The following is a 24879-nucleotide window of genomic DNA, read 5'->3' as shown; positions in this document are numbered from 1 at the left end:
TATGAAAACCCAGGCAACACTGTCCGCGCCCTCCGCCGTACCCGGCTCCCCGCTGCTTCAGGTGAGCGGCGCGCTGTTCGGTATTATTGCCTTTATCCTTATCGCCGCCTGGCTGGCAAAGCGTTTCGGGCTGGCGGGGAAAACGGCCGGCACGCGCGGACTGAAGGTCAGCGCCAGCACCACACTCGGGCCACGCGAGCGCGTGGTCATTGTGGAAGTGGAAGATGCGCGACTGGTGCTGGGCGTGACTGCCTCCAGCATTAACGTTCTTCACACGCTGCCCCCTGCGCCTGTCACGGTGGAGGCTAACGCCCAGGCCCCTGCGGATTTTCAGTCCGTTATGAAGAGTTTGCTCAAGCGTTCCGGGAGATCCTGATGCGCCGTTTGTTATTGCTTACGCTGGCAGGTCTGGGCCTGTTCGCGCCTTCTGTGTATGCGCAGCTGCCGGGGCTGGTTTCCACGCCGCTGGCGAACGGGGGACAAAGCTGGTCCCTCTCCGTGCAGACGCTGGTGTTCATCACCTCGCTGACCTTTATCCCGGCGATCCTGCTGATGATGACCAGTTTCACCCGCATCATCATTGTGTTTGGTCTGCTGCGAAATGCGCTCGGCACGCCGTCCGCGCCGCCCAATCAGGTGCTGCTGGGTTTAGCCCTGTTCCTGACCTTTTTCATTATGTCGCCGGTGATCGACAAGATTTACACCGAGGCGTACCAGCCGTTCAGCGAAGATAAAATTTCCATGCAAGTTGCCCTGGAAAAGGGGGCTCAGCCATTACGTGAATTTATGCTTCGCCAGACGCGCGAAGCGGATTTGGCCCTGTTTGCCCGTCTCGCTAACACGGGCGAGTTACAGGGACCGGAAGCGGTGCCGATGCGCATTCTGCTGCCAGCGTATGTGACCAGTGAGCTGAAAACGGCGTTCCAGATTGGCTTCACCATTTTCATTCCGTTCCTGATTATTGACCTGGTGATCGCCAGCGTCCTGATGGCGCTCGGGATGATGATGGTCCCGCCCGCAACCATTGCCCTGCCCTTTAAGATCATGCTGTTCGTGCTGGTCGACGGCTGGCAGCTGCTGGTCAGCTCGCTGGCGCAGAGTTTCTACAGTTGAGGAGCGCGCAATGACGCCTGAGTCGGTCATGATGATGGGCACGGAAGCGATGAAAGTCGCGATTGCCGTCGCCGCGCCCCTGCTTCTGGTTGCGCTGGTAACCGGTCTGATTATCAGTATTCTTCAGGCCGCCACGCAGATTAACGAAATGACCCTGTCGTTCATCCCGAAGATCATCGCCGTCTTCGTGGCGATTATCGTTGCCGGGCCCTGGATGCTCAATTTGCTGCTGGACTACATGCGCAACCTGTTCACCAATCTGCCTTACATCATCGGCTGACGGACGATGCTGCAATTCACCAGCGATCAGTTTGTTCAGTGGCTCGGGATCTATTTCTGGCCGATGCTGCGCATCATGGCGCTGATCTCCACCGCCCCCATACTCAGTGAAAAGTCGGTGCCTAAACGCATCAAAATTGGGTTGGGCATAGTTATCACCATTATCGTTGCCCCTTCCCTGCCGGCGGTGGATATTCCGATTTTTTCCCCGAATGCGATCTGGATTGCCCTGCAACAGGTGATGATTGGCGTGGCGGTCGGGTTTACGATGCAGCTCGCCTTCGCCGCGGTACGAACGGCGGGCGAACTGATCGGTTTGCAGATGGGTCTGTCTTTCGCGACGTTCGTTGACCCGGGCAGCCATCTGAATATGCCCGTGCTGGCGCGTATTATCGACCTGCTGGCGATGCTGTTGTTTCTCTCGTTCAACGGCCACCTGTGGCTCATCTCTATGCTGGTGGACACCTTCCACACGCTGCCGATTGGCGACAACCCGGTGAACAGTAACGCTTTTCTGGCGCTGGTGCGGGCTGCCGGGCTGATCTTCCTCAACGGGCTGATGCTGGCGCTGCCTGTCATAACCCTGTTGCTCACCGTTAACCTCGCATTGGGTTTACTCAACCGAATGGCCCCGCAGCTGTCGGTATTCGTCATCGGCTTTCCGGTGACGTTGACGGTTGGTCTTTTATTAATGTCATTATTGATGCCACTTATCGCCCCCTTCTGCGAGCATTTATTCAGCGAGATATTCAATCTCTTAGCGGATATTGTCAGCGAACTTCCACGCAAATAATAACCCGTAGTGTTTGCAATGTCTTTCTGAGGATATTCCTAAAAATAATCTTGAAAAACATCTACCAGGATATATCTGACGCGGTTTAAATGTTTCTAACCACCTCACAATACTTAATATTTACTTTACTTTAAGATGATTCCTGGCAAATTATACGTAACTTTACGGGATAGTGAGTTCGCCTGAAAGTCTTTGTCATGCTCACAGGTTTTATTAGATTTTTTCCATCCCGTATGGCTGTTTATGAGCTCTCAGGCAGGTGGTGAATTATCGTTACGCATTGAGTGAGGGTATGCCATGTCAACGATCATTATGGATTTATGCAGCTACACCCGGCTAGGGTTAACCGGGTACTTAGCAAGCAGAGGGGTAAGAAAGAGAGACATCAACGATGCACACACCGTTGAAGAACTCGCAGCCGCTTGTGAGTCTCACAAGCCCGGCGTGGTGTTTATTAATGAGGACTGTTTCATTCACGACCCCGCTAACAGTCAGCACATTAAGCAGATCATTAATCAGCATCCCAGAACCCTGTTTATTGTTTTTATGGCGATCGCCAATATTCATTTCGATGAGTATTTGTTGGTGCGTAAAAACTTATTAATCAGTTCGAAATCGATTAAACCAGAGTCGCTTGATGACATTCTGGGCGATTATTTGAATAAAGAAGTTAAGAATGTAGGGGCGGTTAACTTACCCACCCTATCATTAAGCAGAACTGAATCAAGTATGCTAAGAATGTGGATGGCTGGACAAGGGACAATTCAGATCTCAGACCAGATGAATATCAAGGCAAAAACAGTATCGTCACACAAAGGAAATATTAAAAGGAAAATTAAAACGCATAATAAGCAAGTGATATACCATGTCGTACGCCTGACAGATAATGTGACGAATGGGATTTTCGTTAATATGCGCTAATTTGCACGGCCATGTTGTACCCTACCTTGATCTCTGGCCTGGCCAGAGATTTTGCTTTTCAGCAGCCGGGCCGGGGAGAAGACGCCCCCGACGCCGCCCTATTCCGCCGTTTCCACAAAGATCCCATCCGGGTGCCCCAGTTCGTTGAAGAACCAGATGCCGAGCGGGTAATCTTCCAGCGACACCAGATACATTGTGCCTTCATTAAACTCTTCTATTGCCAGCACCACGCCCGGGCGGCGCGGCCCACCGTCCGTTTTGACGGTTACCCGATCGTTGACCTTCATACATTCCTCCTGTGGTTTTGAGCCAGTGTAGAACAAATTATCCTGGCTGGCATCGCCGCCTGACGCGAATGGCGTTTTTGTGTGCGGTCTATACTTAGCTGTTGAGACGGTTAAATGAGGAGCCCGCCATGAAGACTGACAAAGAGTACAGCGACACCATTAAGCGTGAGGTGGAAGTGGATGTCGATGCCCTGCTTGCCGCCATTAATGAAATCAGTGAGTCCGAAGTTCATCGCGCGGAGGATAATTCAGACCGTGTCGTGGTCAATGGTCGTGATTACCATACCTACCGTGAACTGGCTGAAGCATTCGAGCTGGATATCCATGACTTTAGTGTCTCGGAAACGAACCGCTAAGGCGAAAAAAATCCCGGTCATGGGGATGACCGGGATCAAACTTGCTTATGCAAGAAGCACTTGTAAATTCGTTACACCAGGAAATCTGATGCAGGTAAGACATTATCCCCAACAGATTTGTCTTACAAGCATATATTCTCTTAGCGAATATTATATTTTATACATGTGAATTTTGGTTATGAGTATAAACATGCGCTGCGTGTGGGTTTATCGGGATCGTTTCCACTTCAACGGGACATCAATGCTGAGTTTTTTTAAGACTTTTCTTAGATGAACATCATTATTCAGGAGACGTTATGCCTTCGCTAAAGGAGACTCTGCTCGTCTTTACCGATCTCGACGGTACGCTGCTGGATTTTCACACTCTCGACTGGCAGCCTGCCGCTTCGTGGCTGAAGAGATTACAGGATGAACAGGTACCAGTCATTCTGTGCAGCAGCAAAACCGCGTCCGAAATGCGTGACATCCAGCAGGAACTTGGCCTTGGCGGGCTGCCCTACATTGCGGAAAACGGCGCGGTGATCCAGCCTGACGTACGGTGGGAAAACGCCGCACGGTTCATCTCAGAAAAGAAGCATGACGATATCCGGCAGTTTATTGCCCGGGTACGCCAGGAGATGCATCTGAAATTCACCACCTTCGACGATGTGGATGAGCGCGTGGTCGCCGAATGGACCGGGCTAAGCCGTCCCCGAGCGGCGCTTGCACGTAAACACGAGGCTTCCGTGACGCTGATCTGGCGTGACAGTGATGAACAAATGAAACGCTTCGCAGCCGAACTGGCCCGGCAGGGACTGAAGATCGTCCCGGGTGCTCGCTTCTGGCATATTCTGGACACGAGCTGTGGCAAAGACGTGGCGGTGCACTGGCTTGTGGAACAGTATCGCCTGCACGACGGATTTGACCCGACAACGCTGGGCCTGGGCGACGGCCCCAATGATGCCCCTCTGCTGGACAGCGTAGCCTTCGCCGTGGTGGTGAAAGGCTTCAACCGGGAGGGGGTCAGCCTTAAGAACAACGATCCCACACGGGTTTATCGCACTCAGCACACCGGACCGGCCGGCTGGCGCGAGGGGCTTGATTACTTTTTAACGTGATCCTGCCAGATGACCCGGTTACGCCCGCGCTGTTTCGCCTCATACAGACGCGCATCGGCGGTGGATTGCAGATTTTCGAAGTGATAATTGCCCTTCTCCTGCGCGCCAGAGACGCCAAACGACGCGCTCACGCGCAGGGTAGTACTTTTCTTAATCAGGATCTCTTTGCTGTCGATACGCTCACGGATCTGCTCTGCAACTTCCGCCGCCTCTTCAAGCGTCATGCCGGGCAGTACCACACAGAACTCTTCGCCGCCGACGCGCCCGGCAATATCTTTAGTGCGCAGGGTACTGGCAATCAGCCCCGCAGCATGGGACAACACCTTATCACCCGCCTGGTGCCCGAACCGGTCATTAATGCTCTTAAAGCAGTCAAGATCGATCTGGATGACAGAGAAAGGCAGCGCCTGCTGTTCACACTGCTTCGCCAGTATTTTCGCCCGCTCAAACAGCGCCCCACGATTATTCAACCGGGTCAGAGGGTCGTGCCAGGCCTGCCATTGCAGCGAATTCTGCAACGAATACATATTACTGACCATGCGCCGGATCACCAGCCACGAGATGAGCAGCATCGCGGTGAACAGCGCCCAAAGCAATGCCAGCACAATACTGATGCTGCCGAAATCGCCGCGCACCCCTTCTTCCAGGGTGTGCACGCGCAGGACGATGCCATCAAAGTGGTCGAGACGCTCCCAGCTGACAAAACGACTCCCCAGGCGAATGCCGCCTTCGGAATCCGATTCTATTGCGTGCGCTATCTGCGCTAGTTCGGGCGCGTCAAAATGATTAACGTCCGCAGCAGATGATCCAGACGTCGCGAGCAGGGTGAGACGACTGTCATACAGCTGGTATTCCCCTTCCGGGTTATCGCCTACGGCCTCCACCAGCAGACGACGCAGGGTGGCAAAGGTGAAATCCATCGCCACCACGCCATACCAGACGTGATTGTAATAAACAGGCACACTGGCGGTGATCAGCGGCTTCTTGCCCACAAAGGAGGAAGGAGGCGAGATAAACCAGCGCACGGCACGCGCACGGTTCTCACGCTCGGACTGTTGGGTAAACCAGGGCTGAGTGACCAGATGGTAGTAACGCTGCACGATATCGCTGGCATTTTCCGGCGTATCCGTTTCCAGAAAGAATCCGGCGCGAGAGACATAAATCACGCGCTCTTCGTTGCCGGAAGAACTGGATGCCAGACGCAATAAATACCCCACTTTAAGCGCGGCGGACAGTTCATTATCAAGAAACTCATCATCGCGATTCAGAAGGGTGGTCTTTTCAACGAAGGCATCAGACACACCGTTGATCGGCAATGTGCGCTGTTTATCAACCTCAATTTGCCAGGTGGGGGATGCGCGCAAACGGGCAAAACGCTTTACCGCATCATGTAGCACGCCAAACGCCAGCGGCGTTTCCAGCGCATCACGCATGCTGTGGCGAAAAAACAGCATTTTATCGACGCTGAACTGGAGTTGTCTGTCCAGCGCACTGGCAACCGTTTCCAGATGGTTACGCTGACTGGAGATATAGGCATCTTCCAGTACCACAACTTCGCGCCAGGTCAGGAGGGTGGAAAAGATCAGGACAACGATAAAACAGAGGTTAACAACCAAACGGGGATTGCTACGCTTATGCAGCCACTGCAAAAAAGATTGTTTTACAACAAAGGTATTGTGCTGCACACGCACTCCCTGAGTGTCGCTCACCATCCGATATGATAAGTCTTCTGCCAGTAAAAACGCCCGGCAAGGCCGGGCGTTGTGTGATTAAGCCTTATCGCGTTTTTGCCTTTTATCACCAGGCTGAAGCTCATCTTCACGAAAAGCCTCCCGCTTAATGCCGTATCCGTCATGCCACCGACACTCCACCATTCCACTGGAATAACCGGTGACAATCATGCATGGACCACCATTCTTTGGCTTAACTTCATCACTGACCAAAAAGACCATACCTGCCTCCTGTATCAGGGTGAAACGTTTTCAATTTAGACGAGGAATGGTCTTTTTGCATCCGGGGTCAGCAAAAATTAATGCGATTTTCCGCGTACTTTTTCTACCAGCTTGACCACTGCCACCACAATGACACCTACGATAAAGCCCAACACAAGGTTAAGCAGCGTCGGCAGAATGGCGGCGATCACCGAACCATGTCCCGACGCCAGATGTTCAATTGCATGATGCAGCGAAGCAACGCCGTGCACGATAATACCGCCGCCGACCAGGAACATCGCCAGAGTTCCCACTATCGACAAACTTTTCATCAGCCACGGTGCCAGCACCAGCAGGCTTTTGCCGATAACGCGGGCAATGGCGCTGGATTTTTTTTCCAGCCAGAAGCCGATATCATCCAGCTTGACGATCAGACCGACCAGCCCATACACCCCAACCGTTACAAGAATGGCAATCAACGAAAGCACCATGACCTGATTCATCAGCGGTGCTTCGGATACGATCCCAAGCGTAATCGCCACAATCTCGGCCGAAAGGATAAAGTCAGTACGGATCGCACCTTTGACCTTATCGCGCTCGAACGTTTTTGGATCCTGCGCGGCCAGCGCTTCCAGACGCTGCTGACGCATTTCCGGGGTGTCTTTCTCTTTGCGTGCGGCAAACATATGCAACACTTTTTCGGCACCCTCGAAGCACAGGAACGCCCCGCCAATCATCAGCAATGGCGTAATGGCCCAGGGTATAAAGGCGCTAATGAGAAGCGCCAGCGGAACAAGGATCACCTTGTTAATAAAGGACCCTTTCGCTACGCCCCACACCACCGGCAGCTCACGGTTCGCCCGCACGCCGCTGACCTGCTGCGCGTTAAGTGACAAGTCATCCCCCAGTACCCCGGCGGTTTTTTTCGCTGCCAGTTTCCCCATGACTGAAATGTCATCCAGCAAGGTGGCGATATCGTCCAGTAATGTTAATAAGCTACTTCCTGCCAAAATCTCTATCCTTCTTTTTTTGCTAATTAAGTGAATAGTATGGAACAAAACTCAGCGCCCGGAAACAGGCACCTCACGTCAACAAAAATTTCACATTAACAACACAATTAAAGCACTCGCCAGCCCGATAGTTTTGGCGTTAACTATGAGCGAACTTTTTATTTCGTCGTGAGGGACTATGCGTTTTCGGCATTTATTACCGCTCATTGGAGCACTTTTTTCCCTGTATATCATCTGGGGATCCACCTACTTTGTCATTCGTATTGGCGTGGAAAGCTGGCCCCCGCTGATGATGGCCGGTATTCGTTTCCTTACGGCTGGCGTGCTGCTGATGGCGTTTTTATTGCTGCGCGGCCACAGGCTACCGCCGCTGCGTCCCTTGCTTAACGCCGCCCTGATTGGCCTGCTGCTGCTGGCGGTGGGCAATGGCGCGGTAACCGTCGCCGAACACCAGAACGTGCCGTCGGGCATCGCCGCCGTGGTCGTCGCGACCGTGCCGCTGTTTACGCTCTGCTTTAGTCGTCTGTTCGGGATCCGCACCCGTAAGCTCGAATGGCTGGGCATCGCGATTGGGCTTGTGGGTATTATCATGCTGAACAGCGGCGGTAACCTGAGCGGAAACCCCTGGGCTGCCGTTATGATCATGATCGGCTCGATGAGCTGGGCGTTCGGCTCGGTCTACGGCTCCCGCATTGAGCTGCCCTCCGGGATGATGGCGGGTGCCATTGAAATGCTCGCGGCAGGCATCGTGCTGCTGATTGCCTCGGCGTTGACGGGTGAAAAACTGACGGCAATGCCAGATCTCTCAGGTTTCCTGGCCGTCGGGTATCTGGCCCTGTTTGGCTCGATTATTGCCATCAACGCCTATATGTACCTGATCCGCAACGTCTCACCGGCGGTTGCCACCAGCTACGCCTACGTTAACCCGGTGGTTGCCGTGCTGCTGGGTACCGGTTTTGCGGGCGAAGTGCTGTCGACGATTGAATGGCTGGCGCTGGGCGTGATTGTCTTTGCCGTGGTGCTGGTCACGCTGGGTAAATATTTACTGCCCGCGAAACCGATTGTCACGGCGTGTGAGGTGGAGAAACCGTGATCGGGTGAATGCCCTGGGTATCGATCTGCGCGGCCTGACCGCCGCCGCAGATCCACTCTTCCAGCCGCTCCGTCAGTTCCACGTCATTCAGCTTCATTCTTCCGCGCAGTGCGCACTCCCAGACAATCAGCACCCGCCAGCCTTGGGCGTAAAGCTGCGAAACATCGCGTTTATCACGCTCGACGTTCCTGCCAATCTTCTCCAGCCAGAAGTCGGTGCGTGTCGCCGGGACTTTAAACAGATAGCAGTCGTGATGATGCCAGAAACAGCCGTGGGTAAAGATGATGCATTGATACGCATCGATCACGAAATCAGGACGCCCGGCAAGCGTGGCATCCTGAACCCTGAATTCAAACCCGATGGAGGTAAGGAGGCCAGCGATCCGTTTTTCGATCGCGGTATCACGCGTGCCGATGGCACGCATGTTTTTACTCCGCGTGGCCTTATTGTGAACGTCCGCCATTGACGGCCTCACTCTGACGCAGCTGAACGGCCTTGCTGATGCGTGAGGCCAGCAGTTTTGCGACGGCGGCAAAGGCTGGCACCACCACCGAGTTGCCAAACTGACGATAGGCTTGTGTATCCGACACCGGAATGCGAAAACTGTAGCCCTGCGGCGCCTCAAAGCCCATTAAGCGGGCGCACTCGCGCGGCGTTAAGCGCCGCGGTCGGTGCTGTTGATTCTGAGGGTCGTCGAAATCTTTTTCGCCCAGCGCCTTATCCCAGCCCCGATCGATAAGAATTTCCGCGCCATCTTTGTAATAGCGCGCCGACAGCGTACGCGTCACGCTGTCAGGATTAAGCGGATTGACCATGCCAAACCCAAAGCCATTGCCTTTGGCCTGATGCTTTTTGGCATAGCGATAGAGGTATTTCCACAGCACTGGCGTCAGAATGAATTTCGCATCGACGGCGGGCTCCAGCAGATCGGCCACTGTCGGACGGCGCGCCGGATACAGCGAGGGCAAATCGCGCAGCGTAAAATCGCCTTTCAGATTGAGATCGCGGCGGAATCCCACCAGCACGATGCGTTCGCGGTGCTGTGGCAGGAAGTGTTTGCCGTCGATAATTTTCGGATCGTCCGGCCCCATGTCCTCTGCATCCGCCACGTCGTAACCCAGTTCATCCAGCGTTTGCATGATAATGCGGAAGGTTTTGCCGCCGTCATGACTCTTTAAATTCTTGACGTTCTCCAGCACAAAAATTGCCGGGCGGCGGGCATCAATAATCCGGGCAACATCAAAGAACAGTGTGCCCTGCGTATCACAGGCAAAGCCGTGCGCACGTCCCAGCGCGTTCTTTTTCGACACGCCAGCCAGTGAGAACGGCTGACACGGGAAGCCTGCCAGCAGCACATCGTGCGCCGGAATGGTGTTGCGAATGTGCTCAGCGGCTTCTTCGTCGCTGACGCCGGTTTTGTGGCTCAGGGTGACGTCGCGGATGTCGGCATTAAACTGGTGCTCGTCGGGGTCGCAGTACCAGTTCGCCTTATAGGTGCGGACGGCATGTTTGTTCCATTCACTGGTGAACACGCACTGCCCGCCAATAGCTTCAAATCCATGGCGAATGCCGCCAATACCGGCAAAGAGATCGATAAAGCGAAAGGCATAATTCGGATGCGCAGCAGGCGGGTGCGGCAGCAGGTTACGCAGATAACAGAACTCGCCGTCGCTCAGGCGGTGCCCTGCCCTGTCGCTTATCAGCAGCCGCTTGAGTATTGCCGGGCTCCAGTGGCTCTCGCCATGTGCCACCAGCTGGTTTGCCAGCGTTTTAGCATCATACATTTCCAGCAGCTGACGCAGGAGTGCCTGCACGGCTGCCGTTGATTTCTCAACCCGCTCAGGCGCGGGCACAGTCACTGATCGATTTTCCTGCATTCTCTTAACCGGACAATAAAGACAGAAAACAGAGTACCACAGTTCAGGATCGCACACTGCGACGGAAATGGGTCAATATCTGGCTGTCGGTTCCGAGGTAATCGCCCTGTAATTCGGCACTCAGCTTCGCCATAAACTGGATCAGAAAATCGGCATTGTGACGCGCAAGTTCGCGTCCCCGTGCGGTTTGCATGGTGTCCGGCAGGCGCAGGAGTTTGGTCTGAAAGTGATCGAGCGCGAAAGCTTTATCATCCAGCGCACGCGCCCCGGCAAACGGGTCGTCGGCATCAAACAACGCGGTGCCCAGCGCACCGGACACGGCAAAGACGCGCGCAAGGCCGATGGCGCCTAACGCCTCCAGCCGGTCGGCATCCTGGACCGTTTTGGCCTCCGGGCTTTGCGGCGCGATACCGGCACTGAAGCTGTGCGCTTCAATGGCATGCTCAACGGCCGCATACCGATCGGGCGGAAAATCAGGAAAATCGCGGCTCAGGATCTGGCGCGTTTCTCGCGCTGCCAGCCGCGAGGAGTGACTACGCTGCGGGTGATTTTTCGGCAGGCTGACAATGTCATGGAAGTAGCATGCGGTCAGCACAACCAGCGGATCGCAATCCCCGTCAGCCATAATGGCCTGCGCCGTCATCCAGACGCGGCGAAAATGGGCGATATCGTGCGCCGCATCATCAGTAAAATGATTTTCGTCGAGCCAGCGCTCAAAACGGTGCTGCCACTGCGCAAGTTCCATCATCCCATCCTGTTGCTCAAAAGAGAATGAATTATAATACACCCGAATCAAAATCCTAAATAAATAGAATTTAGAAATACTTAATAATAATTACCCGCTATATTTTCAATGAATTAATTCACGCGAAAAATAAAGAGACAAAAAGAAATATTTTGTAATATTTTTACCAGTTTAATTACATTTATTTTTGAACCTAAATAATAATCCATAGAATAGTATCAGCCATGTAGTTACGGAGGGTAATTACATATATTCAGACAATTTATATTTAAAGGGAATATATAATGAAAAGAAAAGTTCTGGCAATTCTCGTACCCGCGTTATTAATGGCTGGCGCAGCAAATGCGGCGGAAATGTATAACAAAGACGGCAACAAAGTTGACCTGTACGGTAAAGTTGATGCACGTCATACCTTCTCCGACAACCCAGGCGACGACGGCGATGAAACCTATGTCCAGATTGGTTTCAAAGGCGAAACACAAATTAATAACGATCTTATTGGTTACGGCCAGTGGGAATATAAAACCTACGCTAACGATACCGAAGGCGCAGGCGACACCTCTTTTAACCGTCTGGCCTTTGCTGGCCTGAAATACGGCGAATATGGCTCATTCGATTATGGCCGTAATTACGGCGTCGTGTATGACGTTGAAGCCTGGACCGATATGCTGCCAGTATTTGGTGGCGACTCCTATACCTGGACCGACAACTATATGGTTGGCCGTACTAACGGTGTGGCGACCTACCGTAATAATGACTTCTTCGGTCTGGTTAACGGCCTGAACTTTGCACTGCAATATCAGGGTGCTAATGAAGGTGCTAACGCAAACGAAAATCAGGAAGGCACCAAAAACGGCCATGATGATGTTCGTTTCCAGAACGGCGACGGCTTCGGTATGTCAACTACCTATGACTTCGATTTCGGTCTGTCGCTGGGTGCCGCTTATTCATCGTCTGACCGTACCAACGACCAGGTTGCTTACGGCGCAGGTACCTATAATCGCTTCAGCAAATATGCCGGCGGTGAACGTGCGGAAGCGTGGACAATCGGTGCAAAATACGATGCGAATGATGTCTACCTGGCAATGATGTATGCGGAAACCCGCAACATGACTCCGTACGGCAACGATGGCATCGCCAACAAAACTCAGAACTTTGAAGCCGTAGCACAGTACCAGTTTGACTTCGGTCTGCGTCCATCCCTGGCGTGGGTCTATTCAAAAGGCATCGATTTGGGTGGTAACGATTATCATCCAGGCAATGGTTATGACTATGTAGACCAGGATCTGGTTAACTACATCGACGTGGGCATGACCTACAGCTTCAACAAGAACTTCTCCACCTACGTTGATTATAAAATCAACCTGCTGGACGAAGATGATGCCTTCTACAATGACAACGGTATTGCAACCGATGACATCGTTGGCATCGGTATGATCTACCAGTTCTGATCCCCATAAATAGCAAAGCCCGCAACGCGGGCTTTTTTTATTTGACGCTGAAATATTACGGCGCTTCCTGCAAGGCCAGGCGAACAAACCCGTTATTCTGTGCCAGTAATTCATGCGCTTTCCAGGCATCCATACCCGTCAGCACCATAAGCACCGCCGTTTTACACTGATGGTTACAGCTTTCCAGCGCCGCCTTCGCCTGCGCCCGGGAGCATCCCCCCGCTTCCATTACAATGGCAATTTGTCGCTCGGCCCATCTGGTATTGCTTGCCTCCAGATCAACACGCAGGTTGCTGTACACCCGTCCTGTCCGTATCGCCAGACCGGTGGTGACCATATGCATTATCATGCTTTGCGCAATGCCCGCTTTGGCGTTGGTATACCCGGCAACCACATCCGCGCCCAGATCGGGGGCAATAACCATGCTCGCCAGCTGCGCCGCTTCACTTTGCGCATCCTCCGTAATGAGCGCGACCGTTGAGCCCAGAGACCACGCATGACGCATCGCGCCCCAAACCCATGGCGTTTTGCCGCTGACGGACAGCGCCAGCATCATGTCATGCTCGCCGAATTTTATCGTCTGAAGGTCGGCAACGCCGCGCGCGTAGCTTCCGGCGTTATCGCCTGCTGTCATCGCAATGACCGGATGTTTTCCCGGCGCGAACGCTTCTGCCGCCTGCTTCGCCACGCCTCCGGACGCGCCTGCGCCGATCAGCACCAGACGTCCGCCGTGACTAAGCGTCGCCGCCGCGTTATCCACCACGCGAGCCAGCATACTTAAGTGAGGGGTAAGTGCAGAAGAGATTTGTGCGTCATCCTGGTGTATGACATTAAGCATATCCAGCGTAGATAATCTGTCGATGTTCATCGTGCTGGCGTGCCGTCTTTCCCTGGCCGTACCGGTAAGCATAATGCTCATAAACTGCCTCCTTATTATGAGTACCCCCACACTATAAAGTGTTTTATACAGGTCACATGAGAGAAGGCTCACGAAACGCCTCTCTTTACATGGCTTTATGAAATGCCCGTCATCAGCGATAATTAGCCCTTTCTTTTTCATCGCGGAGTGTTAATGAGCGATTTGCAGCCCTTCCCCCCGACGCGCAAGCGCCCTATGAAGCTGAATACGCTGGTTACGCTGATGGTGTGCGCCATTATCGGCTCTGTGCTGCTGGTGGTCTTCGCGCTGTACTCTGTGCAGATCACCCGTGCCACGCGCGATGACGTGAAAGATACTGCGCTGGGTATCGCCCGAACGCTGGCCGACAGCCCGGAGATCAAGCGTGGCCTGATGGAATCGCCGCAGGCTGGCATCATCCAGCCGATTGCCCAGGCGGTGACGAAGCGCAACGACCTGCTGTTTACCGTGGTTACCGACCTGCGTGGGATCCGCTATTCCCATCCAAACGAAGCGCTGTTAGGTTTGCATTTTATTGGCGACGATCTGACGCCCGCCCTCGAAGGGAAAGAGAATGTCTCCGTGAACCGCGGCGCGCTCGCGGAAGCACTGCGCGTCTTTACGCCCGTTTATGACGATCGGCACGACCAGATCGGCGTGGTCGTGGTGGGTATTTCGCTGAATAAAGTTGAAGATCAGATTGCCCGCGGTCGGCTCAATGCCGTGTGGACCATCTTATTCAGCGTTCTGATGAGCTCAGTGGCGATATGGGGTCTGGTCCGGGTTCTGAAACGTATTCTCTTCGGGCTTGAGCCTTACGAGATCTCCGCCCTCTTTGAGCAGCGCCAGGCCATGTTGCAGTCCCTGCGCGAAGGCGTGATGGCTGTTGATATGCACGGGCGCGTGACGATGATTAACCACACCGCCAGAGAAATTTTGCTTCTGAGCTCGGGTGAGCACTCCGAGAGCAGCGGCGAACCACTGCTGGCCAGCCTGCGGGAAGTGGCGAAAACCGGCATTGCTCGTCAGGATCAAGAGATCGGCTGTAACGGACGGCTACTGCTGTGCAACATGGTCCCCGTGAAAAGCCAGAATCAGGTCATCGGGGCAATCAGCACCTTCCGCGATAAGACCGAAATCAGCCAGTTAATGCAGCGTATCGATGGTATGGTCAACTATGTTGATGCCCTGCGCTCACATACGCATGAGTTTATGAACAAGCTGCACGTGATCCTCGGCCTGCTGCACATGAAGCGCTACGATAAGCTGGAAGAGTACATCATCCAGACCGCACAGAATTATCAGACGGATATCGGCGCGATACAGCGCAAGGTTAAATCGCCGGTCATTGCGGGTTTCCTGCTGGGTAAAATCAACCGCGCCAAAGAGGCGGGAGTGACCCTGACGCTGGCCGAGGAGAGTCAGCTTCCTGACACCAGCAATGAAGAGCAGGTTGCGGTTCTGATCACCGTGCTGGGCAATTTAATCGAAAATGCCCTGGATGCGATGGAAGGTCAGCCGGAAGGCGAGATCGGCCTGCTGCTGCATTATCAGAACGGCTGGCTGAGCGGTGAGGTCAGCGATGACGGTCCCGGCATTGATCCCGAGCGGCTGGAGGCTATTTTTACAAAGGGCTACTCAACAAAAGGTGAAAACCGTGGCGTTGGGCTGTTCCTTGCACGTCAGCAGATCCAGAACCTGGGCGGAGATATTACCGTCGAGTCGGAGCCTGGCGTATTTACCCAATTTTTTGTTCAGATCCCCTGGGATAGCGAGAGGAATATCGCGTGATAAATGTATTAATTGTCGATGATGACGCCATGGTAGCCGACCTCAACCGTCTGTATGTTAACCGCGTTGAGGGTTTTAACTGCTGCGGCGTCGCTTCCACGCTCAACCAGGCCGAAGCATTGATCGCAAACCCAGGCCAGCCGATCGATCTGGTGCTGCTGGATGTCTATATGCAGCAGGATAACGGGCTGGATCTATTGCCCATCATCCGGGCATCGGGCCGCCCGATTGACGTTATCATGATTTCGTCAGCCTCCGACGCCGCAACGATCCAGACGTCGATGCACTATGGCGTGGTGGATTACCTGATTAAACCGTTCCAGTTCCCGCGTTTTGAAGAGGCGCTGAACGGCTGGAAGGCAAAGCGCAGTCTGATGGGCTCGCATCAGTATTATGAACAGGCCGACGTCGACAGGCTGATCCACGGCGGCGCGCCGGAGCTGGCCGACAGCAAAAAATTACCGAAAGGCTTAACGCCGCAGACGCTGCGCACCATTTGCCAGTGGATCGACAGCCATCCGGAGATAGAATTTTCCACCGACGATCTGGCGAATGCGGTCAACATTTCCCGCGTCTCCTGCCGCAAATACCTGATCTGGCTGGCGCAAATCAATATCCTGTTCACCAGCATTCACTACGGTGCCACCGGTCGACCGGTATATCGCTATCGTTTGCAGCCGGAACAGGTCGGCCTGCTCAAACAGTACTGCCAGTAATTCGGTAGCTGTCGTCCAGAAGGGTAAAACGGAAGTGGTGCATCGAGGAGATCACCACTTCTTTTGTTTTGGTGACAAAAATGGCTTCAATATCGGGGCGCGAACGCAGCGCGGCGCAGCCCTGCTCCACGCCCATGCCGTAGATCAGCGTGGTCCAGATATCGCCGTCGAGGGAGTCTTGCGAAATAATCGTCACGCTGTCCAGTTCGTTATCCAGCGGGTAGCCGGTACGCGGGTCAAGTATGTGATGATAACGTTTGCCGTTCTGCTCGAAGTAGCGCTCATAGGTGCCTGACGTCACAACCGACCGGTTTTCTACCGTTATGGCGCCAATCAGCGCATCACCGGCGAACGGTTTTTTCAGGCCGACGTGCCAGCCGTCCTCCGGCGAGCCTAACGTCTGGACGTTGCCGCCAAGGTTGATCAACCCGAGTTCGGCGCCCTCTTTATGCAAGTAATCCCGCACCCTGTCGGCGATATAACCTTTGGCGATAGCCCCCAGATCGATCTCCATTCCCTGGCGTGTAAGAAACACGCTGCTGTTGGCGTCATCCAGTACCACGTTCGCAGGATCCGTGATACTCAGCAAGGCGGCGATCTCGTCCGCGGGCGGTACAGCGTCCCCCTTAAAGCCAATTTTCCAGCGTTTGACCAGCGGACCTATCGCCAGGTTGAACGCACTGTCTGTAGGCAGGCTGGCCGCTTTCGCGCAGCGGATCAGGTCAAACACCGGGCGACTGACGACAACCGGATGCTGACCGGCAGCATGGTTGACATCCATCACCTGCGAATCCGCACGGTTGACGGTGAGGAGATCTTCGTACTGTTTGATCAGGCGAAACACGCGGGACGCGAGGGCTTCGTCATGGGAGAAGAGTTTCAGGAGGATGGGCGAGCCCATCAGAACGGCGTTGTAGCTGTAAACGCGATGGCTATCAGGCATTGCATAAGTCCTCAGATGTAGCCCCGGCAAGCACCGCGCCGCCGGGGAAACAGGAGCCTTACCGTGTTTTCGAACGCATAGCCGCCTGATGTCCGGCAAGCGTACCAAAAATAATGATATCTGCCACCGCATTACCACCGATGCGGTTACCGCCGTGGATACCCCCGACAACCTCACCCGCAGCAAAGGCTCCCGGCAATACGTTGTGGTTGCTGTCCAGCACGCAGGTTTCTGTATTGATGGTCACACCGCCCATGGTGTGGTGCACGCCCGGCGCAATCTGAATGGCATAGAACGGCCCTTCGTTGATAGGCGCACGCAGCGCGGTGGTGCGGCCAAAATCATCGTCATGCTGTTTTTCCACAAAGCCGTTGTAGCGTTCCAGCGTTGCCAGGAACTGGTGGTGATCCATCCCCAGCGCTTCCGCCAGGGCTTTTGGTGAGCTGGCGCTGGTGACAAACCCTTTCGCGATGTACTCATCCGCGGCTTTGTTTTTGGCGCGAACATGCTCGTCAAAGACGATGTAAGCGTATTTCTCCGGCAGCGCGATGATTTGCGCCGAGACTTTGTCGCGGGTCGACATTTCGTTATAGAAGCGGTTGCCCTGCTGGTTTACCAGAATCGCCCCGCCGCCGCGGATGGATTCGGAAATCAGGTACGACGTTTTCTGCTCAACGGTTGGGTGGATCTGGATTTCGCCCATATCGACGGTGCCTGCGCCAATACGCTCCAGCAGTGCGATACCGCCGCCGGTTGCGCCTTTGTGGTTAGTCGTCACGAACCCTTCCAGGTCCGGACGGTATTTCACCACCATCTGGCTGTTGGCGCTGAAGCCGCCCGTCGCGACAATTACGCTTTTAGTTGCCACGGTGAGGGTTTCGTTCTCTTCGGTGGTCAGACGCACGCCGGTCACTTCGCCGTTTTCGAAGATGATGTCGCTCACGGAGGTATCCAGCATCACCTCGATGTTGCGTTTGTTGACATTGCGCACCAGGCCGCTAATCAGATATCCGCCCACCGCGGAACCATCTTTCGGACGGTGCGTACGGTCGATGCTCATCCCGCCGGTGGTGGTGATGTCGTTGAGCATAATGCCGCGCGTTGCCAGCCATTCGATGGCCTGCGGCGCGTTCTCGACAAAGCGACGCAGCAGTTCAGGGTTGTTCTTATTGCCACCGCCTTTCAGGCTTTCCTGGTAGAACAGCTCTTTGCTGTCCTGAATGCCCTTCACGCGCTGGAAGCGGGTCTCCGCCGCGTTCATCCCGGCAGAGGCTTTAATGGTGTTCCCGCCAATAGTCGGCATTTTCTCAACGATCAGCACGCTCGCGCCTTCGTCGTGCGCCTGAATCGCCGCCGCCAGACCGGCGCCGCCGCTGCCGACCACCACCACGTCCACGCTTTTAGTCTCATTCGGGTCAGCGCCCTCTTCTGCCGCCAGCGCTTTGCTGGATTTCAGCATCGCCTTCGAGACCGCTTTTTTCACCGCCTCGCTCTGGCTGGTCGCGCCGGTGATAGCATCCACGTGCGGGGTATTGGCATCCAGAATTCGGGTGCGGATCTCTTCGAAGCTGGTGACAAACGCCACGTCTTCACTCGGGCCGGAGGCCAGTTCGATATCGGCAATACGATCGGTTTCGAGGCTGACGTTAATCACCAGTTCGTTAGCATCGTCCTGCACTTTTTCAATAAAGGTGCCCGGTTTGAATTTAGATTCGCCCATGCTCATGTCGCGGATCATCGCTTCCACCAGCGAGAAGCGCCACAGCGGTTCCGGGATGCTCAGTTCTTCGCGTCGGGTACTGTCCATAAACAGCTCCAGGCTTTCGCCCGCCGCGATGCGATCGGTCCAGTCCGGATAGGCGATGGTGGCGCGGCCAACGGCTATCAGGTCGTAACCGTGATCCAGCGCTTCATTCACATCCGTGGCATTCACCACGCCGCCAACGCCCATCACCGGTACCTGCGCCAGCGTGTCAGAGCGCATGGCGCAGTATTTTTCGATAAGTGGCGTCGGGTCCTGAGTATCGACGATAGAAGGACGCAGGGCGGCGCCAAGGGAGAAGTGCAGATAATCCACCCCACGAGCGGCCAGTTTTTCCAGCAGATACAGGGTGTCTTCGAAGCGAATGCCGGGGACTTCCAGCTCTTCCGGTGAGAAACGGTAGCCAATGATAAACGCGTCGTCCGCGTACTGGCGCACCATCTTATGGGTAATGTCCAGCACCGCCAGCGGGAATTTCGCACGGTTATCGCGGCTGCCACCCCACTCGTCGTCGCGCTGATTAGAGTTCGGGGAGTAGAACTGCTGGATCAGATAGGTATTCGCCCCGTGGATTTCGACGCCATCGAAGCCGGCCTGAATTGCGCGGCGTACGGCTTCGCCGAACTTGCCGATCATGCCTTCCACTTCTTCTGAAGTCAGAGCAACCGGCGTCGCGGCACCGTCACGCGGCGCGGCAACCGCGCTTGGGCCAACCGGCGTGCGGCCGCCGATCAGTTTTGGGTCGACCATACGGCCGCCGTGGTAAATTTGCAGAAGGGCTTTGGAACCTTTGGACTTAATGGCGTCAGCGATTTTTGCCAGTCCGGCGATTTTTTCGTCGTTATCAATACCAATTGCGCCCGGGAACGCAAGGCCGAGATCGTCAACAAAACAGCATTCAACGATAATGGTGCCGATGCTACCAGCGCGGGCACGGTAGTACTCCACCAGCTCGCTGGTCACGGTGCCATCGTAATACCCCGTACAGGTTGTCATCGGGGCCATTAACAAACGGTTTTTCAGTTCAGTACCATTCGGTAATGTGAAGGGGCTTAAAATACGTTCGTTAGTGCTCATAATAGAAACTCCAAACTTTAAAAATTAAGAATTCGTTATCGGTATGGATTTTTTATTTCGTGTTTTTGCCGATGTCATGACATTAATATAAAGCTTTTTTTAGTTTCTAAAGTCATTACGTTAGTTAATAAACTATTTAATCCCTGAGATAACATTAATAACACATTGGTGTTAGCTCGAGTGTTTTATACGTTCACATTAATTTAAAAAAAGTTAAATCAACAATGGTAAAGCCAATACACCAATCACATCAAAAACTCTTTAAAATCAAAACTTAAAACACAGTCCAAATTAATAATGTTATAGAATTGATAAATAAAATGCTTAAAAATAGCGAATAACCACACTACTCAGAGTGGTTATTATAAAAAGTATAAAATTACGTCCTCAATTCTGTTTTTTTGATCGCGATCAATAGTAATGGCATCCAAAGGCGCAATATAAAAACATCATCATTTTTTATTTAGCGCAAACAATAATGCGTTAAATCGCTATTACTGAAAACACAAAAACGCACCTTAAATAACTAAAGAAAGCAAAACGAATAAAGCAATCGAATTTGTGTTTTCGCTGTACGACGAATTTTTGACAACTTAAGACGTGAAACTATGAAAACAAAAACTGCTGTAACGCCTCCTGCGGCGAATCTGGCATCAAATGGAACAGCAAAACGCCTGCTGATGATGGCCCTGCCCGTCATTGTCGCCGTCCTGCTGTTGTTTGTCCCCGTTCCGGAAGGTCTGCCGCCTTATGCGTGGCACTACTTCGCCATCTTTGTTGGCGTCATCGTCGGGTTGATTTTCGAACCTCTGCCGGGCGCCGTAATCGGCCTCACCGGCGTGGTGGCGATTGCGCTGTGCAGCCAGTGGGTGCTCTTTAGCCCCGAACAGCTGGCTGACCCGAAATTCAAGCTGGCGGGCGCCTCCTTTAAATGGGCGGTGAGCGGGTTTGGTAACTCCACCGTCTGGCTGATCTTCGGTGCCTTTATGTTTGCCGCAGGCTACGACAAAACCCGCTTCGGCCGCCGCCTGGCGCTGATTCTGGTGAAGTACCTGGGCCGTCGCAGCCTGACGCTCGGTTACGCCATTACCTTCGCGGACCTGCTGCTGGCCCCGTTCACCCCGTCCAATACCGCGCGCAGCGGTGGGACCATCTACCCGATTATCGCTAACCTGCCGCCGTTGTACGGTTCAAAACCCAACGACCCAAGCGCGCGCAAAATCGGTTCCTATCTGATGTGGGTGGCAATCACCGCGGCTTGTATCACCAGCTCGATGTTCCTTTCCGCTCTGGCACCTAACCTGCTGGCACTGGCGCTGGTGAAAAGCACCGTTGGAATTGATATCTCCTGGGGGACCTGGTTCCTCGCCTTCCTGCCGCTGGGTATCCTGCTGATCCTGACCATGCCGCTACTGGCCTACTGGTTCTACCCGCCAGAAGTGAAGGTAAACAATGAAGTACCACTGTGGGCGACCCGCGAACTGGAAAAACTGGGCAAACTGTCGCGCAATGAGATCCTGCTGCTGGTATTCGTGTGTTGCGCGCTGCTGATGTGGATCTTCGCCGCGGCGTGGATTGAACCGGCCATGGCTGCCCTGCTGATCGTTGGCCTGATGCTGTGGACCGGCGTGCTGGAGTGGAACGACATCACCGGCAACAAAGCCGCGTGGAATACCTTCGTCTGGTTCGCCACCCTGGTGGCACTGGCGGATGGTCTCTCCTCCACTGGCTTTATCAGCTGGCTGGGTAAAGAAGGCGGCATGCTGATGAGCGGTATCTCGCCGGGTGTCGCCACCATCGTCCTGCTGCTGGCGTTCTACCTGCTGCACTACCTGTTCGCCAGCACCACCGCGCACACCACGGCGCTGCTGCCTGCGATGCTGACCATCGCCTCCACCATTCCGGGCATGAATATGGAAGTGTTCGTTCTGCTGATGGTGACCTCGCTGGGCGTGATGGGGATCATCACCCCGTACGGTACTGGCCCAAGCCCGATTTACTACGGTAGCGGCTACCTGCCAACCAAAGACTACTGGCGCCTCGGCACCATCTTCGGTGCCATCTTCCTGGCAGCTCTGCTGCTGATTGGTTACCCGTGGATGTCCATGATGTTCTGATTTCTGACCGCCGGACATTTCCTCCGGCGGTTAAATTTTTGTGGAGCAAGCTATGTCAAACAAACCCTTTATCTACCAGAACCCCTTCCCACTCGCGCATGACGACACCGAATATTATCTGCTGACCAAAGAGCACGTTTCCGTTGCCGAGTTCGACGGTCAGGAAGTGCTGAAAGTCGAGCCAGAGGCGTTGACCCTGCTGGCCCAGCAGGCCTTCCACGACGCGGCGTTTATGCTGCGCACCTCTCATCAGAAGCAGGTTGCGGCTATACTGAGCGACCCGGAAGCCAGCGAGAACGATAAGTACGTCGCCCTGCAATTCCTGCGCAATTCCGAGATTGCGGCGAAAGGCGTGCTGCCGACCTGCCAGGATACCGGCACCGCGATTATTATGGGTAAGAAAGGCCAGCGCGTCTGGACCGGCGGCGGTGACGAAGCAGCGCTGAGCCAGGGCGTGTATAACACCTATATTGAAGACAACCTGCGCTACTCGCAGAATGCGGCGCTGGATATGTATAAAGAGGTGAATACTGGCACCAACCTGCCCGCGCAGATCGACCTCTACAGCGTGGATGGTGACGAGTACAAATTCCTCTGCATGGCGAAAGGCGGCGGTTCCGCCAACAAAACTTATCTGTATCAGGAAACCAAAGCGCTGATCACCCCGGCGAAGCTAAAAAATTATCTGGTTGAGAAGATGCGGACCCTCGGCACCGCGGCCTGCCCGCCTTACCATATCGCCTTCGTTATCGGCGGCACCTCAGCGGAAGCCACGCTGAAAACCGTCAAGCTCGCCTCTGCGCGCTACTATGATGGCCTGCCAACCGAAGGCAATGCGCACGGCCAGGCGTTCCGCGACGTCCAGCTCGAGCAGGAACTGCTTCAGGAAGCGCAAAACCTCGGCCTTGGCGCGCAGTTTGGCGGGAAATACTTCGCGCACGATATTCGCGTGATCCGTCTGCCGCGCCACGGTGCCTCCTGTCCAATCGGCATGGGTGTTTCGTGCTCCGCCGACCGCAACATCAAGGCGAAGATTAACCGCGAGGGGATCTGGATTGAGAAGCTGGAGCACAATCCGGGCCAGTATATTCCTGAATCCCTGCGCCAGCAGGGGGAAGGCGACGTAGTAAGCATTGATCTGAACAAGCCGATGCCCGATATTCTGGCGCAGCTTTCCGCGCACCCGGTCTCCACCCGCCTGTCGCTGAATGGCACCATTATTGTGGCGCGCGACATCGCCCATGCGAAGCTGAAAGAGCTGCTCGACAACGGGGAAGAACTGCCGCAGTACGTCAAAGATCACCCGATTTACTATGCAGGCCCGGCCAAAACGCCAGAAGGTTACGCGTCTGGCTCACTCGGCCCGACCACTGCGGGACGTATGGACTCCTACGTGGACTTATTGCAATCCCACGGTGCGAGCATGATCATGCTGGCGAAAGGTAACCGCAGCCAGCAGGTGACGGACGCCTGCCAAAAGCACGGCGGCTTCTACCTCGGCAGCATTGGCGGCCCGGCGGCGGTGCTGGCGCAAAACAGCATCAAGAGTCTGGAGTGCGTGGCGTATCCGGAACTGGGAATGGAAGCGATCTGGAAAATTGAAGTGGAGAACTTCCCGGCGTTTATCCTGGTGGATGACAAAGGTAACGATTTCTTCCAGCAGATCCAGAACAAGCTGTGCAAAGGCTGTTCACAGCGCTGAGTCTTTCCACAATGACGGCAGCAGCGACAGCGTTTCATTAATTAACCCGCGCTTGTCGCTGCCCGGTTTCCAGATCGTCACCATCGTTTGACCGATCCCCTGGCTGCCCACTTCGGTGTGCAGCCTTTTTACGTTTTGCCATCGCGCCGCTTGAAGATGCGTCGGCAAAAATCCCCAGCCGCACCCTTTCTCCAGCAGGCCGCGCAGCATCTCCAGTTCGTTAGTGAAAAGCGTGTGCCCTGAAATTTGCAGGCGACGGGCAACCGGCTCATCTGACGCGGCATGCATAATCACCTGCGGAACCAGAGAGAGATCGAGCAGCGCCACCGGCGACGCAACCTCCGCAAAAAGCGTCGTTGCGGCGTAAAAATCCATTTCGATCGCCCCTAACGCCCGCCACTCCATCTCATTGCCCACGCTGCGGTTGCGCGCCTGGCAGATCCCCAGATCGGCCTGACCGTTCGCCAGCATAGCTTCCGCCTCATCGCGCGATGCGCTGGTCAGGCTCAGGCGGATCTTTTTCGCCGCCAGTGTGGCAATCAGCGCCTGTAAAAAAGCTCTGGGGGTGAACGGATCGTAAACGAGGGCAATGTCCTGCGTGGCGCTGTCCGGCACCGATCGGGCAAACGCCTCAAATGCTTTGACCTGCCGCATCAGCAGGTGCGCCTGCCGCTGAAGCTGCTCCCCCTCCGGCGTCAGGCGCAGGCTGCGCCCCTCCCGCAGGAACAGAGCGTAGCCCAGCCCATCCTCAAGAAAATCGATCAGATCCCGCAAGGTTGTACGATCTTTGCCGAGTTTACTGGCCGCCTTCATCAGGCTGCCGTGCTCAGCGACGGCGGTGAACGCCTCAAGTTGGGCAAAGGAATAGATCAGTGATGCCACGTCATTCTCCACGCGATTTTTCCGGGGGATTTTCCCCC

General features: G+C 54.5%; 24 protein-coding genes. 13 read left to right on the top strand and 11 right to left on the bottom strand.

The features are described from left to right. Nucleotide 1 precedes the first annotated feature (1 nt). The 5 genes from fliO to rcsA all read left to right on the top strand — a co-directional run bounded on the left by fliO (nucleotide 2) and on the right by rcsA (nucleotide 3106). Nucleotides 2-376 (top strand): flagellar biosynthetic protein FliO, encoded by a 375-nt coding sequence (gene fliO / locus C3451_RS10235; protein WP_022648553.1) that lies wholly within the window; start codon nucleotides 2-4, stop codon nucleotides 374-376. Further along, on the top strand, nucleotides 376-1113 hold the full coding sequence (fliP, locus tag C3451_RS10230) for a flagellar type III secretion system pore protein FliP (protein WP_022648554.1): 738 nt from the start codon (nucleotides 376-378) through the stop codon (nucleotides 1111-1113). The genes fliO and fliP overlap by 1 nt, the downstream gene beginning before the upstream one ends. Before the next feature lie 10 nt (nucleotides 1114-1123). Next, the gene (fliQ, locus tag C3451_RS10225) at nucleotides 1124-1393 is read left to right on the top strand and encodes a flagellar biosynthesis protein FliQ (RefSeq protein ID WP_003859587.1); all 270 of its coding nucleotides are present in this window, start codon (nucleotides 1124-1126) and stop codon (nucleotides 1391-1393) included. A 6-nt stretch (nucleotides 1394-1399) separates the two neighbouring features. Continuing rightward, nucleotides 1400-2185 (top strand): flagellar biosynthetic protein FliR, encoded by a 786-nt coding sequence (fliR, locus tag C3451_RS10220; protein ID WP_124304305.1) that lies wholly within the window; start codon nucleotides 1400-1402, stop codon nucleotides 2183-2185. A 297-nt stretch (nucleotides 2186-2482) separates the two neighbouring features. Beyond that, nucleotides 2483-3106 carry a transcriptional regulator RcsA gene (gene rcsA / locus C3451_RS10215; protein ID WP_023306523.1) on the top strand — a complete coding sequence of 208 codons (624 nt, stop codon included), beginning with the start codon at nucleotides 2483-2485 and terminating at the stop codon, nucleotides 3104-3106. 98 nt (nucleotides 3107-3204) lie between these two features. On the opposite strand, the gene dsrB is transcribed toward rcsA, so the two are convergent. After that, on the bottom strand, nucleotides 3205-3393 hold the full coding sequence (gene dsrB, locus C3451_RS10210) for a protein DsrB (protein ID WP_003859583.1): 189 nt from the start codon (nucleotides 3391-3393) through the stop codon (nucleotides 3205-3207). A 128-nt stretch (nucleotides 3394-3521) separates the two neighbouring features. Here dsrB and yodD point away from each other — a divergent pair, with 128 nt between their 5' ends. Further along, entirely contained in the window at nucleotides 3522-3749 is a 228-nt protein-coding gene (gene yodD / locus C3451_RS10205; RefSeq protein ID WP_017383339.1) for a YodD family peroxide/acid resistance protein, read from the top strand. Between the two features lie 296 nt (nucleotides 3750-4045). Next, complete coding sequence (locus tag C3451_RS10200) at nucleotides 4046-4846, top strand: mannosyl-3-phosphoglycerate phosphatase-related protein (protein WP_023300489.1); 801 nt, start codon at nucleotides 4046-4048, stop codon at nucleotides 4844-4846. Here C3451_RS10200 and dgcQ read toward each other — a convergent pair. From dgcQ to C3451_RS10185, 3 genes are all read right to left on the bottom strand, one after another. Then, a complete protein-coding gene (gene dgcQ / locus C3451_RS10195; protein WP_124304304.1) occupies nucleotides 4831-6531 on the bottom strand; it encodes a cellulose biosynthesis regulator diguanylate cyclase DgcQ in 1701 nt (566 codons plus the stop codon). The two genes, C3451_RS10200 and dgcQ, sit on opposite strands and share 16 nt — an antisense overlap. A gap of 84 nt (nucleotides 6532-6615) precedes the next feature. Further along, nucleotides 6616-6798 carry a DUF2158 domain-containing protein gene (locus C3451_RS10190; protein WP_022648559.1) on the bottom strand — a complete coding sequence of 61 codons (183 nt, stop codon included), beginning with the start codon at nucleotides 6796-6798 and terminating at the stop codon, nucleotides 6616-6618. A gap of 77 nt (nucleotides 6799-6875) precedes the next feature. Continuing rightward, nucleotides 6876-7790: a DUF808 family protein gene (locus C3451_RS10185; protein WP_169441341.1), complete on the bottom strand. Its 915-nt coding sequence runs from the start codon at nucleotides 7788-7790 to the stop codon at nucleotides 6876-6878. Between the two features lie 175 nt (nucleotides 7791-7965). On the opposite strand from C3451_RS10185, the gene yedA reads away from it, so the two are divergent. Next, nucleotides 7966-8880, top strand: coding sequence for a drug/metabolite exporter YedA (yedA, locus tag C3451_RS10180; RefSeq protein WP_023300492.1), 915 nt, complete (start codon nucleotides 7966-7968; stop codon nucleotides 8878-8880). On the opposite strand, the gene C3451_RS10175 is transcribed toward yedA, so the two are convergent. From C3451_RS10175 to C3451_RS10165, 3 genes are read right to left on the bottom strand one after another with little or no spacing between them, the layout of a single operon-like run. Continuing rightward, on the bottom strand, nucleotides 8852-9343 hold the full coding sequence (locus C3451_RS10175) for a very short patch repair endonuclease (protein WP_022648562.1): 492 nt from the start codon (nucleotides 9341-9343) through the stop codon (nucleotides 8852-8854). The two genes, yedA and C3451_RS10175, sit on opposite strands and share 29 nt — an antisense overlap. Next, a complete protein-coding gene (locus C3451_RS10170; RefSeq protein WP_114138773.1) occupies nucleotides 9324-10757 on the bottom strand; it encodes a DNA cytosine methyltransferase in 1434 nt (477 codons plus the stop codon). The genes C3451_RS10175 and C3451_RS10170 overlap by 20 nt, the downstream gene beginning before the upstream one ends. Nucleotides 10758-10800: 43 nt before the next feature. Continuing rightward, the gene (locus tag C3451_RS10165; RefSeq protein ID WP_022648564.1) at nucleotides 10801-11502 is read right to left on the bottom strand and encodes a phosphohydrolase; all 702 of its coding nucleotides are present in this window, start codon (nucleotides 11500-11502) and stop codon (nucleotides 10801-10803) included. A gap of 284 nt (nucleotides 11503-11786) precedes the next feature. Here C3451_RS10165 and ompC point away from each other — a divergent pair, with 284 nt between their 5' ends. Continuing rightward, entirely contained in the window at nucleotides 11787-12953 is a 1167-nt protein-coding gene (gene ompC / locus C3451_RS10160) for a porin OmpC (RefSeq protein WP_022648565.1), read from the top strand. 55 nt (nucleotides 12954-13008) lie between these two features. Here the strand turns inward: ompC and C3451_RS10155 are convergent, their stop codons facing one another. Further along, entirely contained in the window at nucleotides 13009-13872 is an 864-nt protein-coding gene (locus tag C3451_RS10155) for an N-acetylmuramic acid 6-phosphate etherase (RefSeq protein WP_023300495.1), read from the bottom strand. Nucleotides 13873-14025: 153 nt separating this feature from the next. Between C3451_RS10155 and C3451_RS10150 the strand changes: the two genes are divergently transcribed. Then, the gene (locus C3451_RS10150) at nucleotides 14026-15642 is read left to right on the top strand and encodes a sensor histidine kinase (protein ID WP_045308599.1); all 1617 of its coding nucleotides are present in this window, start codon (nucleotides 14026-14028) and stop codon (nucleotides 15640-15642) included. Further along, nucleotides 15639-16358 carry a two-component system response regulator DcuR gene (dcuR, locus tag C3451_RS10145; protein ID WP_023300497.1) on the top strand — a complete coding sequence of 240 codons (720 nt, stop codon included), beginning with the start codon at nucleotides 15639-15641 and terminating at the stop codon, nucleotides 16356-16358. Before C3451_RS10150 ends, dcuR begins: the two co-directional genes overlap by 4 nt. Here the strand turns inward: dcuR and C3451_RS10140 are convergent. Further along, the gene (locus C3451_RS10140; protein WP_032624009.1) at nucleotides 16339-17301 is read right to left on the bottom strand and encodes an FAD:protein FMN transferase; all 963 of its coding nucleotides are present in this window, start codon (nucleotides 17299-17301) and stop codon (nucleotides 16339-16341) included. The genes dcuR and C3451_RS10140 overlap by 20 nt on opposite strands. A 58-nt stretch (nucleotides 17302-17359) precedes the next feature. Beyond that, nucleotides 17360-20140: a flavocytochrome c gene (locus C3451_RS10135; protein WP_045308600.1), complete on the bottom strand. Its 2781-nt coding sequence runs from the start codon at nucleotides 20138-20140 to the stop codon at nucleotides 17360-17362. 608 nt (nucleotides 20141-20748) lie between these two features. Between C3451_RS10135 and C3451_RS10130 the strand changes: the two genes are divergently transcribed. Further along, nucleotides 20749-22257: an anion permease gene (locus tag C3451_RS10130; protein ID WP_072201094.1), complete on the top strand. Its 1509-nt coding sequence runs from the start codon at nucleotides 20749-20751 to the stop codon at nucleotides 22255-22257. Between the two features lie 52 nt (nucleotides 22258-22309). Then, nucleotides 22310-23959 (top strand): class I fumarate hydratase FumA, encoded by a 1650-nt coding sequence (gene fumA / locus C3451_RS10125; RefSeq protein ID WP_045623396.1) that lies wholly within the window; start codon nucleotides 22310-22312, stop codon nucleotides 23957-23959. Here the strand turns inward: fumA and C3451_RS10120 are convergent. Beyond that, the gene (locus C3451_RS10120; protein WP_045623397.1) at nucleotides 23948-24853 is read right to left on the bottom strand and encodes a LysR family transcriptional regulator; all 906 of its coding nucleotides are present in this window, start codon (nucleotides 24851-24853) and stop codon (nucleotides 23948-23950) included. The two genes, fumA and C3451_RS10120, sit on opposite strands and share 12 nt — an antisense overlap. Between the last annotated feature and the right edge of the window lie 26 nt (nucleotides 24854-24879).

It is taken from the genome of Enterobacter sp. 301B, assembly GCF_003850715.1.
Lineage (GTDB): Bacteria > Pseudomonadota > Gammaproteobacteria > Enterobacterales > Enterobacteriaceae > Enterobacter > Enterobacter intestinihominis.
Note: the sequence above shows the minus strand (reverse complement) of the source record. Positions and strands in the feature narration are given on the sequence as shown.